The organism is Streptomyces sp. NPDC001709 (genome assembly GCF_053596375.1).
This window is the reverse complement of the sequence record NZ_JBSFGB010000004.1, coordinates 217,245-231,000: the sequence shown is the minus strand read 5'-3', so window position 1 is coordinate 231,000 and position 13,756 is coordinate 217,245. Positions and strand designations below refer to the sequence as shown.

Here is a 13,756-nt window from a genome sequence, read left to right as displayed (position 1 = left end):
TCGGCGCGGCGTTCGCCTGTGTGATGAACTCTTCGCGGCAGCTACTCAAGCAACGTGGGGCGCGAACCGCTCGCCGAGAAGCCTGGTGAGTGGGATCACAAGGAAGCGAAGTGTTTCTGTGACCTCAGCCCTGGCCCCGTCGATGGCCAGGACTGAGACAGTGGGAGACTCGTGGGTGTCGAGTGCTCAAGAGCCAGCACATGATCATGGCCTCTGGGACACTTGACATCAGTTTTGAGTCACTCCTGGAAGGAACGCTATGAGCGCCAGCGGTCGTGAGCGTCCGCAGTTCGACCGGCCACTGACCTCGGTTGAGATCTGTGCCGGTGCGGGCGGACAAGCCGTTGGGCTGCATAACGCGGGGTTCGACCACCTGGCTCTCGTGGAGTGGGATCCGCACGCAGTGGACACTTTGCGGGCGAACGTGGGCGGCTGGCCGGGGTGGAGCGAGGAACGTGCCGGGGACCTCAAGTCCATGGACGTGCGAGAATTCCTTAAGCCAGGAGGAATTGAAAACCCTGGCATTGAAAGAGAGAAGCTTCACTTGCTGGCAGGTGGAGTGCCGTGCCCCCCTTTCTCGTTGGCGGGTAAGCGGCTGGGGAAGGATGACGAGCGGGATCTCTTTCCGGATGCTCTGAGAATTATTGACGAGCTTATGCCGGAGGCGGTCATGATTGAGAACGTCCGGGGTATTCTGGAGCCGCCGGAGGTCTTCATTGACTACCGCAGAGATATCCTCGGCGAACTTCGGGACCTCGGTTATGCGGTTCCGGAAATCAAGAAGAGTTGGTCGGCCGAGAAGCAGGACCGCGTCATGCGGAAGGTCTGGCGCCGGATCGACGCAAGTAACTTCGGTGTTCCTCAGCTGCGCCCCCGGGCCATCTTGGTCGTTATTCGTCAAGATGTGCTGAACAAGTCCGATGTTGAATTTTTGTGGCCTTCCAAGATTAAGGGCAAGCAGGCGACGGTAGTCGACGAGCTTGCGGTCAGTATGGAAGCGCGCTGCCAAAAATATTGGACGAAAAACAAGTACGGAGAGCGGGCGAAGCCGGGCGAGCGTACCGGGAGGGACGTTTTCCAGGATTGGCTGGAGAAGGCTTCTGGGGCAGTTGCGCAGGGCAGGGGTATCGCTCCGACCCTGGTCGGCGGGTCGAAGAAGCACGGCGGTGCCGACCTCGGGCCGACCAGGGCTAAACGTGCATGGGAAGCCCTAGGTGTCGACGGCATGGGAATTGCCAACGATCCCGAGAAGTGTGACCCAGAGCGGGATCTTTTCCGCCCTGCTGGCCCCATGCTCACTGTGGAACAAGCCGCGATCATCCAGGGATTCCCGGCGGGCTGGAAATTCCAGGGGAGGAAGACCGCACAGTACCGGCAAGTAGGGAACGCCTTCCCGCCTCCTGTTGCTGAAGCAGTCGGGCGTGCCATCGCTGCGGTTCTACGGCCGGAATGTCGTGATGAGCTTCTTCGTGACTACGAGCCGGACACCGGCGACTCTGTTGTAGAACTGCCCCAGCAAGAACAGATGGCTTTGCCGGTGTCAGTCGGGGCGCGTGTTAATGCGACGTCGGCGGTTCACCGCCGTAGCGATCTTCTGCGCACAGGCGGCTGATGGTTCGTGCTCCCAAAAGCGGAGCACAAGCCACCCTGCTTGCTTGAGGCGTTGATCGGTGTCACGGTCTCGCTCCACGTTCCGGAGGACCTTTTTCGACCAATATCCGGAGTTGGTTTTCGGCGGGACGTAGTGCTCCGGGCAGCCGTGCCAGTAGCAGCCGTCGATGAATACAGCCACCTTCGCCGGACGGAAAACCATGTCTGCTGTCCGGCGAAGATCAGGCAAGGGTCGGGCAGCCACGCGATAGCGCAGGCCTTGCGCGTGAACAAGCCGCCGGATCAGCCATTCGGGCTTTGTGTCACGGCTTCGGATGGCTTGCATATTGCGGCGGCGTGCTGCGGACGAGGCCCAGGAACCCTCTGGCGCTTCCCACGCTGGAACTTCGGACACACCGCAGAGGGTAGCCGCACGGGAGGCTGACGGGCATGGCCCCCGGCGCTGCGGGGCCGCCCGCTTCTCGGCATTGTCGTGCTTCCGCAGGCCGCGTCAAGGGCGCTTCACTCCGCTGCGCTGCGTTCCGCGTCGGCCTACGCCGATGGCCCTGCGGGCCACCCCTGACCCGGCCCGCTCCAGCACGGGGAAGAAGCGAGCGAGCGGCCCGGAAGCGGGCGGACCAGGTGAGGTGGCCCCGGGTTGGCTGCGCAGTGGGGCGGGGCTGAGTGCGCGTACGCCGGGCGAGGGCGGCGGTCTGCGGTCTCGGGTTTGGCTGTGTGTGTCAGGCAGTCGTGCCGTGGCAGTCGCCGTAAATGCGCCCCACCCCACACCAACACTCCGCCCCCCGCTGCGGCGGCCAAGCCACCGCCCTCCCCCGCGCTGCCAGTGTCGTCGCGTACTGCGGGAGCAAGGTGGCGTCGGACGGTGACGAGCCCTCCGATGCCGCGAAGGCCTCGTACGAAGGGACCGTGCCCGTCACGATGCCCAGGTTGGCGGTGCCTGAAGAGGACAGCTCGCGCAGCGACGACTCTATGGTCGAGAGGTGGGTGTCGTGGGACGGGTACTCCGTGGCGAGGGTCGGGTAGGCCGAGAGGAGTTCCGTCAGCTCCGGCGCCGGCCAGTGGAGGATCGCTACCGGGAAGGGGCGGGAGAGGGCCTCTCGGTAGGCGCCCAGTTCGGCTCGTAGGCGGGAGATTTCCGCCGCCAGTTCTGCCGGGTTGTTCGAGCCCAGGGACCAGACGCGTTTCGGGTCGTGGAGTTCGTCCAGCGACACGGGGGACGTGTGGAGCGTGTCCGCCAGGGTGTCCCAGTCGTCGTGCGGCAGGCCCAGCATGCGGCGGACGCGGTGGCGGCCGTAGAGGAGGGGGTGGGTGGAGGGGGTGGGGTCCGTTCCCTCCGGCAGGAGCAGGCGCGCTCCCTCCGTGAAGGTTTCCGCCGCCGTCTCCAGTTCGTCGTGGGACTCCAGGGACTCGGCGATGATCACCCAGGGGGCCGGGTCGCGGGGGGCGGCCAGCCGGATGCCCTCGATGATCGCCCTTGCCTCCGCCTCGTGGCCGTACTCCCAGAGGTTCGAGGCCTTGAGGGCTCGTACGAGGGTGGGGTTGTCCAGGCCGTCCGAAGAAGACAGCAGGCGGTCGTAGAGGGTGGTGGCCGCGGGGCGGTCGCCGGAGAGTTCGAGGTGGGCTGCCGCCCGCAGAAGCAGGGCCTCGGCGTCCTCGGGGTACAGTCCGGCGGTCCGCTCCAGGCGTGCCGCTTCGGCGGTGTGGTCGACGTTCTCGGCAGGCGTGTCGGGGCGCATGGGGGACACCGTACTGCCGAGTGGCGGAGGAGCGGCGTAAGTACTGGTCAGGGTGCTGTCCAGCCCTCGTCTCCTCGATGCCCCGCCTACGCCGTCACCCCGTCCACCTGCAAGGTCTGGACCGACTTCGCCGCGAAGCGCGCCGACACCGACCTGCCCGACAGGTAGGTGTCCGAGTGCGCTGTGTAGAGGTCCGAGCCGCCCGTCGTCACCGTGTTCCAGCGGGGGACCAAGCCGCCTGTGCCGCCGGTCACCGCGGAGAAGCGGGAGAGGTCGAAGGTCAGGGTCTGGGGCGATGAGGAGGTGTTCGCCGCCACTATCACCAGGCGTTTTGCCTGCTTGTCCAGGGCCGCCGCCGCGTAGCTCACCCCCGTGTCCAGGATCGTCATCCCCGGGCGGATGTGGCGGGTGAATTGGGACAGTACGTAGTACTTCGTTTGTATTGCGCATGGTTGCAGGGTGGTCGCGTCGTACGCGATCGTCGCCCAGCCCGCGCTCGGGTCCATCACCTGCCAGTACACCCACGCCGTCGGGTGCAGCCAGCGGAAGTCGTAGAGGAGATTGCCGGCCAGGGTGAGGCCCGTGGCGTCGCTGTCTCCCGTTTCGGAGTTCCACAGGGCCTTGCCGGCCGTTGTCACCACGTCTGTGTAGAGGAGGTCGCGGCGGCCGCCGGAGCCCTGGTAGCCGTGGACGTTGACCCGGTCCACGTATCCCTTCGTCGTCGAGGAGAAGGAGCTCCAGGTGGTGCGGGCCAGGTCGTAGCTCGTTTCGTCCGATGCCGAGATCTTCACCGACGCCAGGCCTCGCTTGTTCAACTCGCCGCGCAGGTACGGCAGTACGGCCGACTGGACGGTCGCGTCGCTGTGGCAGCCCTCCTGGGTGCCCGTCGCCGTCCACCAGGAGGACGACGGCTCGTTGAAGGCCTCCACCGTGGTGAAGGTGACGCCCCAGTTCTGTTTCGCGTGCAGGGCCACCGCCGCCAGGTGGGAGGCGTGCTGGCGGTAGTTCCAGGACTGGAGGTTGTTGCCGCCGTCCGATGCGCCCGAGGGGTTGTGGTTGGAACACATCCACCACATGGGGGAGTTGGCGAAGAGTTCGCTGATCGCGCCTCGCCGGGTCGCCTTCTGCAGCATGGCGCGCTGAGTGGCGTCCGCCGTCCACTTCCAGGACGACGACGTGGGGTCCTCGTTCGTCCAGTCCTGCCAGTAGCCCTCGATCTGCTTGAAGGACGGGATGTCGGGGGAGGCGACCATCGACTCGCCGCCCACGCTGTTCCAGCTGCACGCGCCCAGGTTGTAGCGGGCGATGTTCAGGCCCAGGCCGGGGAGCGCCGTGCCGTTGTACGTCGTCGTCTTCGCGGTGAAGAAGATGTCCGCGAAGTCGTCGCGTGCGCCGAAGACGTTCGCCCACCAAGCCAGTGAGGTGCCCCAGCCCTCCCAAGTGCCGTAGGTGGAGGACGGGTTCACGGCTATCGTCGCGTCGGCCCTCGCCGTGCCGGTCGCCAGGGCGGTGCCCAGGAGGCCGCCGCCCGCCGCGGCCAAGAGTGTTCTGCGTCGGATCATGGGTGCTCCGCACCTCCATTGCTCTTCGTTGCGGCTTCGGCAGCAGGAAGCATCGGGGGTGGCGGGTGGGGTTGTCGAGGGTTCTGGCAGTACTTTCTAAAACCCGTTGAGGAAGGCCGGGCTATGGCCAGTTGTGCGCGCTGCGCCTACCCTGCGGGCGGCTCCCGTGGAGGTGGGTGCGGATGCTTGCGGCGTCAGGCGTGCGGGTGCGGGTGCGGGTCGTACGGCACAGTGATCGGCGCAGGCGTGCCCGGCGGCGGCGTGTGCTGTGGGGCGGGGGCGAGGTGCTCGTCACCGTCGGCGTGCTGCTCATGCTGCTGGTCGTGCACCAGCTGTGGTGGACCAACCGGGAGGCCCGGCGCGGGACCGAGCGCAAGGTGGAGGCGCTGGAGCGGGAGTGGGGTGCCGGTACGGACACCGGTCGCGCCCCCGCCTCGCCCACGGCCTCTTCGTCGCCCTCGGCCCCCGTAGCGGCGCCAGGGAGCACCGACTCCCGTGCGCCGCGGCGGTCGTACACCCCCGTCGTCCTGCCCCGCACCTCCCAGGCGTACGCCGTCCTCACCATCCCCAGACTGGGGCTGCGCGTTCCCGTCGCCGAGGGTGTGAGCAAGGCCGACGTCCTCAACAAGGGGTACGTCGGCCATTACCGGGGGACCGGGCAGCCGGGCCAGGCAGGCAACTTCGCGCTCGCCGGGCACCGGAACACACACGGCGAGCCCTTCCGGTACCTGCCCCGGCTGCGGCGCGGGGACGACATCGAGGTGGAGACGCGGACCGCGACGTACACGTACGACGTCGACCAGATCCTTCCGCAGACCTCGGCGACCGACTCGGGGGTCGTCCGGCCGATCCCGCGCTCCCTCGTCCGGCCCGCTTACGGGTACTCCGGGCCCGGTTACTACATCACCCTGACCACGTGCACCCCCGAGTTCACCTCGCGCTACCGGATGGCCGTCTGGGGCAAGCTGGTCTCCATGCGGCCCCGCTGACCGGCTACCCCCGCTCCCGCAGCACCACCACACTCACCGCGCCCACCGCCGCCAGCCCCGCCGACACCAGCAGGGCGAGGTTCGCGCCATGCGCCAGGTTTCCGGTCGACGTGGCGAGGGCGATGGTCAGGGCCACACCGGCGCAGGAGCCGATGTAGCGGAAGGTCTGCTGGGCGCCGGAGCCCATCGCGGCGCGTTCGCGCGGGACCGACTCGACGGCCAGCAGCGGCAGCGCGCCGTTGAGCAGGCCGCTGCCCACCCCGCCGATGATCAGGCCGGGCAGGAGACGTGTCCAGGAGCCGGAGGCGAGCGCGCCGAGCATGGTCAGTACGGCGATGGTGTGCAGGGTGAAGCCGACGGCCAGCTGTGCGCGCGGGGCGATCCGGCCGACCAGGTGCTTGACCTGGAGGGCGACCGCGAAGCTCAGGCCGGACCAGAGCAGGAACAGCCAGGCCGTTTCCATGGCGGACAGCCGGAGCGTCTGCTGGAGCAGGGCCGGCAGGAAGCTGAACATGCCGATCACCGCGAGGCCGGTGAACAGACCGCCGGCCGAGGAGGCCAGGAAGCGGGGGCGGCGCAGCAGACCGAGGTCGATCATGGGGATGGCGGTCCGGTGTTCCACCGCGGCGAAGACCGCGATCAGGAGGACGGCCACCCCCAGCAGCAGTCCTACCGGTGTCCGGAGCCAGCCGTCGCGGCCCAGGGTCAGGGCGGCGACCAGGGCGACCAGGGCCAGGCCGAAGGTCAGGGCGCCGAGGACGTCCGGCCGGCCGCCGCGCGGGGCGCGGGACTCGGTCAGCGTACGGGTGCCCAGCGCGGCCACGAGAACGGCGGCGGCGCCCAGGACGCCGTACGCGATCCGCCAGGTCGGCAGCGCGCCCGCGACCAGCGGGCCCACCGCGATGCCGCCGCTGACGAACGCGCCCCACACACCGGTCGCGTGCAGCCGGCCGCGCGGCGAGGGGAAGGCCGCCACCAGCAGGCCGAGGCTGCTCGCCAGGATCGCCGCGCTCGCCGCTCCCTGGGCGATGCGGGCGAGGGTGAACTGCCAGGTCGACGTCGTGAAGGCGCCGAGGGCGGTGGTGAGGCCGAGGGCCAGGGTGCCGCCGAGGAAGATCCGGCGGCGGCCGTAGTCGTCGGCGAGGCTGCCGGCCACCAGGAGCAGGGCGGCGAGGCCGAGCGGGGTGCCGTTCAGCAGCCAGGCCTGGCCGGAGAGCGGGGTGTGCAGGGCGGCCGCCGTGTCCGGCAGCGTGACCATCGGGGCCGTGTACGTCATCAGCGCCACGGCGGTGGCCGCGCTGGTCAGGGCGAGGGTGGCACGGGGGCGTGCGCGGGCGTCCCGGGAGGTGGTGCCGGGTGCGGCCGTGGCGGCGGGGGTGGTGGCGGAGTCGAGCCCGGTCATGGCGTGGTCCTGTCCTTCGCGCATGGTTCGTTCGCGCATGGTTCGTTCATTGAACTGACCTGACTCCGCCACGGTAGCACGGTCAGTTCGGTGAACGAACCAACGTGTCGGAAAGTGGCTAGAGTGGACGGCATGGCACTGGGCAAGGACTACGCGACACAGGAGTGCTCGATCGCCCGCGCGCTCGAGATCGTCGGCGAGCGCTGGACGCTGCTCGTCGTCCGGGACGCGCTGTATGGCGTGCGGCGCTACAACGACTTCCTGGTCCACCTCGGCATCCCGCGCGCCGTCCTGGCCGCCCGGCTGCAGACCCTGACCGCCGAGGGCATCCTCGAAAAGCGCCGCTACCAGCAGTCGCCGCCGCGCGACGAGTACGTCCTCACCGAGCGCGGCATCGCCCTGTGGCCCACCCTGCGCGCCCTCGGCCTGTGGGGGCGCGAGCACTTCACCGAGACCCAGCTGCGGTACTTCCGGCACGCGGACTGCGGCACCGAACTCGGTCCGTACGGCGAATGTCCCGCCTGCCGGACCGGCGTCCCGGTCGAGGACGTCGTCATGGCACCGGGGCCCGGCCTCGACCGGGACCCGGCGGACCCGGTCAGCAGGGCCCTGCTGAAGCCGAAGCGGTTGCTGGAGCCGCTGGAGACGGAACCCGCCTGATCGCAGGTTTCCTCCGGCTTTCAGGAGGCCCACTGCCTCCTTTCAGGAGGCCTACTGCCAGGGGGCCTGCTGTCAGGAGGCCTTGTCGCCCCTGAGCAGGTCGATGCCGGCCCGGTCGGTCGCGTCCGAACCGCCGCCCAGCCGGTGGACGACCACCCACCGGCCGTCCGCCATCGCCCCGGCGAAGACGGAGGCGTGGCGGGTCGCGCCGTTGTGCCAGAGCAGCGGGCCGGCCGTCTGCCACGAGGGGGCCGGATCGCCCAGCCGGCGCTCGATCACCAGCCGGACGAGCAGATCGGCGACCGCGCGCGGCGTGGCCCACAGGCCGCCCGCCGGAAGGATCGCCCCGTCCATGGTCCAGGGCCTGCGGTCCCTGCCGAGGAACCCGGGAGCCAGCAGGCGCCGGCCCGGGTCGGGACGCGCGCTCACCTCATGGACGTCCAGCGGCCGCAGGACGTGCTCGGCGAGCAGCTCCTCGTACGCCGTACCGGCCGCGCCGACCAGTGCCGCGCCCAGCACGGCGTACCCGAGATTGGAGTACTCCTCCTGCTGTCCCGGCGGCCGGACCACGACCCGGTCCAGCCGGCCGAGCAGCCGGCGCAGGGCGTCGGCGTCGAACGCGGCGTACGGATCGCGTCCCGCGGTGCCGGGTGGGAGGCGGGGCAGCCCGGACGTGTGCTCGGCCAGGTGCCGCAGCGTGATGCCGGTGGACGGGGCGGCGGGGAGCCAGCGTTCGACGGGGTCGTCGACGTCGAGCAGGCCCGCGGCGGCCATGCGCATGAGCACTGTACCGGTGAGCACCTTGGTGAACGAGCCGATCTCGACGAACCGGTCCACCGCATGTCCCTCCCGGACCTGCGCGGGAGCCGTGTCGGTCAGGACGCAGGTGGGAGTGCGAGGCACGTAGGGGCCCTTCGGGTGCGGCGGGTGATGTCGGCGGGACGGTCGGCTCCGCCCCCCACATTGTCCGTCGGGGGCGTGGCAACGCGAGCGGATTTCGGTCATCTCCGCCCGCTGTAGGAGCTGTTCTGGCTGCTCAGGTATAAAGGGCAGGGAAACGTTGGCGGTTGTGACCGTGGGGAGGGCAGCCGAATGGTCCGCAGACTCGCGCGGTCGCGTGCGCTCTTCCCGCTGCTGCTCCTGCTGCTGCCGGTCATGCTGCTCGACACCGGCAACCTCTCCGCGACCGTGGCGCTCGCCGCGACCACGGCGGCCGGGGCCGCCTTCGCCGCCTGCGCGCTGATCGCCGCCCGCTCCGCGCCCGCCGTCCCGCCCACCCGGGTGCGTACGGCGATCCGCGACCGGGCCCGGCGTACGGCCTTCCTGCCGCAACGCGATCCCGACGCGCCCGGCCGGCGCCGGCCCAGGGCACCCGGGCACGCCCTCCCGGCGACCGCCGCGTAGGGCACGTCTCACTTCTCCTGTACGCGTGACCCCGCGCGGGTCGTCATGCCGTGTTCTCCCCCATTTCCGGCACGACGAGACCCCCGGAGGGCTCATCCATGTCCGTCTTCTCCGCCTTCGCCCACCTGGTCGAGCATCTCGCCGACCTGCTCCAGCCGCTCTTCCACGCCTCCGCGGCCGCCGCCGCGATCGTCCTGTTCACCGCGCTCGTACGACTCCTCGTCCACCCCCTGTCCCGCGCCGCCGCCCGCGGCCGGCGCGCCCGCGCCGCACTGCAGCCGAGGATCGCCGAGCTGCGCAAGAAGCACGCCAAGGATCCGCAGCTGCTGCAGAAGGCGGTGCTCGAACTGCACGCCGAGGAACAAGTCTCCCCGCTCTCCGGCTGCCTGCCCAGCCTGCTCCAGCTGCCCGCCTTCTTCCTCCTCTACCACCTCTTCTCCAGCTCCACGATCGGTGGCGAGAGCAATGGGCTGCTCGGCCACCGGTTGCTCGCGGCGCCGCTCGGCGGGAAGTGGGCCGACGCGCTCGGCGACGGCGGGATGTTCGGTGGCGCGGGGCTGGTGTACCTCGGTCTCTTCGCGCTCGTCGCGGCCGTCGCCGTCTTCAACTACCGGGGCACCAAGCGGATGATGGCGGATGATTCGGGCGTGATGAGTGCCGGGGGCGGGGAGCAGGTGCCGGGGCTCGGTGCGGTCAACAAGGTCATGCCGTTCATGTCCTTCTTCACGCTCGTCACCGTGGCCGTCGTACCGCTCGCCGCCGCGTTGTACGTCGTCACCAGCACGGCTTGGAGTGCGGTGGAGCGGGCCGCCCTTTATCAGTAGGCGGCGTGGTTACGGTCCAGTACGTGAACAGGGTCTTGCGGAGTGGACTGCGCGATTGGAGGATCGACCAGTCCTCCGATGGCTGCACCCATCGGTCCGGGCGTCCGCGATCGAGGGAGATTGTGACCATGAAGCTGCTGCGAGTCGGTACGGCAGGGGCTGAGCGGCCCGCGCTGCTCGACGCCGAGGGGACCCTCCGGGATCTGTCGGGCATCGTGGACGACATCGACGGCGCGCTCCTCGCCGACGAGGCCGCGCTCGGCCGGGTACGGGCCGCCGCCGAGGCCGGTGAGCTGCCCGCGCTGGACGCGACGGGGCTGCGGATCGGGCCGCCGCTCGGCCGCATCGGCAAGATCGTGTGCATCGGGCTCAACTACTACGACCACGCCCGCGAGACGGGCGCCGAGCCGCCCGCCGAGCCGGTGGTCTTCTTCAAGGCGCCGGACACGGTGGTCGGTCCCGACGACACCGTGCTCGTGCCGCGGGGATCGGTGAAGACCGACTGGGAGGTGGAGCTGGCCGTCGTCATCGGGCGTACGGCCCGCTATGTGGAGTCGGCCGAGGAGGCGCTCGCGCATGTCGCGGGGTACGCGGTCGCCCATGACGTCTCCGAGCGGGAGTTCCAGATCGAGCGGGGCGGGACCTGGGACAAGGGGAAGAACTGCGAGACGTTCAATCCGCTGGGGCCGTGGCTGGTGACGGCGGACGAGGTCCCGGATCCGCAGCGGCTCTCGCTGAAGCTGTGGGTCAACGGGGAGCTGAAACAGGACGGTACGACGGCCGAGCAGATCTTCCCCGTGGGGGAGGTCGTGCGGTACGTCAGCCAGTTCATGACCCTCTACCCCGGGGACGTCATCAACACGGGGACGCCGGCGGGGGTGGCCATGGGGCAGCCCGAGCCCAAGCCGTACCTGCGGGCCGGTGATGTGGTCGAGCTGGAGATCGCTGGGCTGGGCCGGCAGCGGCAGGAGCTGAAGGACTCCTGAGGCGTCTGCGCTCACCCCAGTAGCGAAGCGAGCCTCCTCCACGCCTCCCGCGGCAGACCCTTCCGGGAACCGTTGTCGATCACCTGGAGCGCCACGTGGTCGGCGCCCGCCTCGTGGAAGGCGTCGATGCGGGAGCGGATCTTCGTCTCGTCGCCCCAGGCGAAGAAGGTGTCGACGAGGCGGTCGCTGCCGCCGTCCTTGAAGTCGTCCTCGGTGAAGCCGAGACGCAGCCAGGTGTTGGTGTAGTTGGGGAGGGCGAGGTAGAGGGCGAGGGTGTCGCGGGCCGCGGCGCGGGCCTTGCCCGGGTCGGTCTCCAGGACGACCTTGAACTCCGGGGCCAGCAGCGCGGTGTCGCCGAGGATCTCGCGGGCCTGGGCCGTGTGCTCGGGGGTGACCAGATACGGGATCGCGCCGGCCGCGCGGGTTCCGGCGAGGCCGAGGGTCTTGGGGCCGAGGGCGGCCAGCACCCGGCGGTTCGCCGGCACCCCGGCCGCGTCCAGGGCGTCGAGGTAGGCGACCAGGGCCGAGTACGGGCGGCGGTACTGGTCGTGGAGCTTGGCGTGGCTGATGCCGAGGCCCAGGACGAAGCGGCCGGGGCGGGCCGCCTCGACCTCGGCGAAGGCCGCGGCGCTCTCGGCGGCCTCGTACTGCCAGATGCTCTGGATGCTGGTGCCGACGGCGAGCGCCGACGTCGTCTCCAGCAGGGGGACGGCGTGCCGGGCGGCGCTGCTGCCGCCCAGCCAGACGGCGCCGTAGCCGAGTTCTTCCAGCTCGGCGGCGGCCTCGCCGATCTCGGCGCGGCGGGACGGGTCCTCGTCGCGCAGGCCGTGGCTCCAGATGCCGTACCGGCCGACGGACGCCTTGAGAAGGTTCCGGGTGTCGCTCATGGGCCTGGCTTCCTCCGGTCGCTGGGCGGTGCCGTGACGGATGTGACACCAGTGCCAACCGCAGGGTGCCCTGAGGTAATCCCCGGTCAGCTCTCCAGGAACTGCTCCAGCGCCGCCACGACGAACCTGTGGTCCTGGAGCTGGGGCAGGCCGGACACCGTCACCGTGCCGATGACGCCCACGTTCTCGACGTGGATCGGGAACGAGCCGCCGTGGGCCGCGTAGGTGTCGGGGTCCAGGCGGGAGGAGTCCTCGAACGTCGTGCCCTTGGCGCGGAAGCGGGCGCCGACCAGGTAGGAGGAGGCGCCGTAGCGCTCCACCACCCGGCGCTTGCGGGCGATCCAGGCGTCGTTGTCCGGGGTGGAGCCCGGCAGGGCCGCGTGGAAGAGCTGCTGGCCGGCGCGGTGGATGTCGATGGCGACCGGAGCCTGGCTCTCCCGGGCCAGCTCGACCAGGAGCGACCCGAGGGCCCACGCGTCGTCGTGGGTGAACTGCCGGAAGACCAGGCGGCGTTCCTGCGCCTCCAGTTCCTCGACGGACGGGGTGAGTTCGGGGGTGGTCCTGGGCGTGATCTGCGGATGGTGCTGCTGGTGCGGCATCAGAGGGTCACCGTCACCTTGTCCCGGGCGGACCGGCGGGCCGCTTCCAGTACGTCGAGGGCGGCGGCCGCCTCCAGGGCGGTCACCGGGTTGGGGCCGGCGCCGCGCAGGGCCTGGGCCACGGCCGCGTAGTAGGCGGGGTAGTCGCCGGGCAGGGTCGGTACGGCGGTGCCGCCGCCGGTCAGCGGGGACTCACCGGCGCCGACACGGCCCCACAGCGACTCGGGTTCGCCACCCCAGGCCGGGCCCGGTCGCAGGCCTTCGCGCAGGGCGCCCTCCTGCGGGTCCAGGCCGTACTTCACATAGCCCGCCCGCGAGCCCAGCACCCGGAAGCGGGGGCCGAGTTGGGCGGCCGTCGCGGAGACGTAGAGGTGGGAGCGGACGCCGTTGGCGTGCGTGAGGGCGATGAAGGTGTCGTCGTCGGTCTCGGCACCGGGGCGGCGGACCACCGACTCGGCGTACACCTCGGTGACCGGGCCGAACAGGACCAGGGCCTGGTCGACGACATGGCTGCCGAGGTCGTAGAGCAGACCTCCGATCTCTGCCGGGTCGCCGGACTCGCGCCAGCCGCCCTTGGGCGTCGGGCGCCAGCGCTCGAAGCGGGACTCGAAGCGCCAGACGTCGCCGAGTGCGCCGTCCTGGAGCAGCTTGCGGAGGGTCAGGAAGTCGTTGTCCCAGCGGCGGTTCTGGAAGACGGACAGCAGCAGGCCGCGCTCCTCGGCGAGGTCGGCGAGGTCGCGGGCCTCGGCCGCGGTGCCGGCGACCGGCTTGTCGACGACGACCGGCAGGCCGGCCTTGAGGGCGGTGGTGGCCAGCGGGACGTGCGTCCTGTTCGGCGATGCGATGACGATCAGGTCCAGGTCGCCGGCGCGCTCGAACAGCTCCTCGGGGCTGGCGGCCGTGCGGACGTCCGGGAACTCGGACCGGGCCTGCTCCTGCCGCTCGGGGCTGGAGGTGACCACGGTGTCCAGGGCGAGGCCCTCGGTGGCGGCGATCAGCGGGGCGTGGAAGACGGAGCCGGCGAGGCCGTAGCCGATGAGGCCGACGCGGAGCGGGGGAGCGGCGGTCATGGGGTCAGGGGTGGGTCCTGTCATGG

General features: G+C 70.3%; 14 protein-coding genes. 6 read left to right on the top strand and 8 right to left on the bottom strand.

Features of this window, described 5'->3' with window-relative positions:
• Positions 1–259: 259 nt before the first annotated feature.
• Positions 260–1,612 (top strand): DNA cytosine methyltransferase, encoded by a 1,353-nt coding sequence (locus ACWC0C_RS08220; protein ID WP_450862549.1) that lies wholly within the window; start codon positions 260–262, stop codon positions 1,610–1,612.
• On the opposite strand, the gene ACWC0C_RS08215 is transcribed toward ACWC0C_RS08220, so the two are convergent.
• The 3 genes from ACWC0C_RS08215 to ACWC0C_RS08205 form a co-directional block, all read right to left on the bottom strand.
• Positions 1,541–2,005 carry a very short patch repair endonuclease gene (locus ACWC0C_RS08215; protein WP_450862548.1) on the bottom strand — a complete coding sequence of 155 codons (465 nt, stop codon included), beginning with the start codon at positions 2,003–2,005 and terminating at the stop codon, positions 1,541–1,543. The two genes, ACWC0C_RS08220 and ACWC0C_RS08215, sit on opposite strands and share 72 nt — an antisense overlap.
• A 325-nt stretch (positions 2,006–2,330) precedes the next feature.
• Positions 2,331–3,347 carry a hypothetical protein gene (locus tag ACWC0C_RS08210; protein ID WP_450862546.1) on the bottom strand — a complete coding sequence of 339 codons (1,017 nt, stop codon included), beginning with the start codon at positions 3,345–3,347 and terminating at the stop codon, positions 2,331–2,333.
• 86 nt (positions 3,348–3,433) lie between these two features.
• Positions 3,434–4,909, bottom strand: a complete 1,476-nt coding sequence (locus ACWC0C_RS08205) for a glycoside hydrolase (RefSeq protein WP_450862544.1) — start codon at positions 4,907–4,909, stop codon at positions 3,434–3,436.
• Positions 4,910–5,091: 182 nt separating this feature from the next.
• Here ACWC0C_RS08205 and ACWC0C_RS08200 point away from each other — a divergent pair, with 182 nt between their 5' ends.
• Positions 5,092–5,898 (top strand): class E sortase, encoded by an 807-nt coding sequence (locus ACWC0C_RS08200; protein WP_450862542.1) that lies wholly within the window; start codon positions 5,092–5,094, stop codon positions 5,896–5,898.
• 4 nt (positions 5,899–5,902) lie between these two features.
• Here the strand turns inward: ACWC0C_RS08200 and ACWC0C_RS08195 are convergent, their stop codons facing one another.
• Positions 5,903–7,300 carry an MFS transporter gene (locus ACWC0C_RS08195; RefSeq protein WP_450862721.1) on the bottom strand — a complete coding sequence of 466 codons (1,398 nt, stop codon included), beginning with the start codon at positions 7,298–7,300 and terminating at the stop codon, positions 5,903–5,905.
• A 132-nt stretch (positions 7,301–7,432) separates the two neighbouring features.
• Here ACWC0C_RS08195 and ACWC0C_RS08190 point away from each other — a divergent pair, with 132 nt between their 5' ends.
• Positions 7,433–7,960 carry a winged helix-turn-helix transcriptional regulator gene (locus ACWC0C_RS08190; protein ID WP_449199805.1) on the top strand — a complete coding sequence of 176 codons (528 nt, stop codon included), beginning with the start codon at positions 7,433–7,435 and terminating at the stop codon, positions 7,958–7,960.
• A 72-nt stretch (positions 7,961–8,032) separates the two neighbouring features.
• Here ACWC0C_RS08190 and ACWC0C_RS08185 read toward each other — a convergent pair whose 3' ends face one another.
• Positions 8,033–8,863, bottom strand: a complete 831-nt coding sequence (locus ACWC0C_RS08185) for a serine hydrolase domain-containing protein (protein ID WP_450862540.1) — start codon at positions 8,861–8,863, stop codon at positions 8,033–8,035.
• 189 nt (positions 8,864–9,052) lie between these two features.
• Between ACWC0C_RS08185 and ACWC0C_RS08180 the strand changes: the two genes are divergently transcribed.
• The 3 genes from ACWC0C_RS08180 to ACWC0C_RS08170 all read left to right on the top strand — a co-directional run bounded on the left by ACWC0C_RS08180 (position 9,053) and on the right by ACWC0C_RS08170 (position 11,174).
• The gene (locus ACWC0C_RS08180; protein ID WP_450862538.1) at positions 9,053–9,364 is read left to right on the top strand and encodes a DUF6412 domain-containing protein; all 312 of its coding nucleotides are present in this window, start codon (positions 9,053–9,055) and stop codon (positions 9,362–9,364) included.
• 98 nt (positions 9,365–9,462) lie between these two features.
• Positions 9,463–10,188, top strand: coding sequence for a YidC/Oxa1 family membrane protein insertase (locus ACWC0C_RS08175; protein WP_450862536.1), 726 nt, complete (start codon positions 9,463–9,465; stop codon positions 10,186–10,188).
• A gap of 128 nt (positions 10,189–10,316) precedes the next feature.
• Complete coding sequence (locus tag ACWC0C_RS08170; RefSeq protein ID WP_449199801.1) at positions 10,317–11,174, top strand: fumarylacetoacetate hydrolase family protein; 858 nt, start codon at positions 10,317–10,319, stop codon at positions 11,172–11,174.
• An 11-nt stretch (positions 11,175–11,185) separates the two neighbouring features.
• On the opposite strand, the gene ACWC0C_RS08165 is transcribed toward ACWC0C_RS08170, so the two are convergent.
• The 3 genes from ACWC0C_RS08165 to ACWC0C_RS08155 all read right to left on the bottom strand — a co-directional run bounded on the left by ACWC0C_RS08165 (position 11,186) and on the right by ACWC0C_RS08155 (position 13,730).
• Positions 11,186–12,061, bottom strand: a complete 876-nt coding sequence (locus tag ACWC0C_RS08165) for an LLM class F420-dependent oxidoreductase (protein ID WP_450862534.1) — start codon at positions 12,059–12,061, stop codon at positions 11,186–11,188.
• 86 nt (positions 12,062–12,147) lie between these two features.
• Positions 12,148–12,660, bottom strand: a complete 513-nt coding sequence (locus ACWC0C_RS08160; RefSeq protein ID WP_450862532.1) for a heme-degrading domain-containing protein — start codon at positions 12,658–12,660, stop codon at positions 12,148–12,150.
• Positions 12,660–13,730, bottom strand: a complete 1,071-nt coding sequence (locus tag ACWC0C_RS08155) for a Gfo/Idh/MocA family protein (RefSeq protein WP_450862530.1) — start codon at positions 13,728–13,730, stop codon at positions 12,660–12,662. Before ACWC0C_RS08155 ends, ACWC0C_RS08160 begins: the two co-directional genes overlap by 1 nt.
• Positions 13,731–13,756 lie beyond the last annotated feature (26 nt).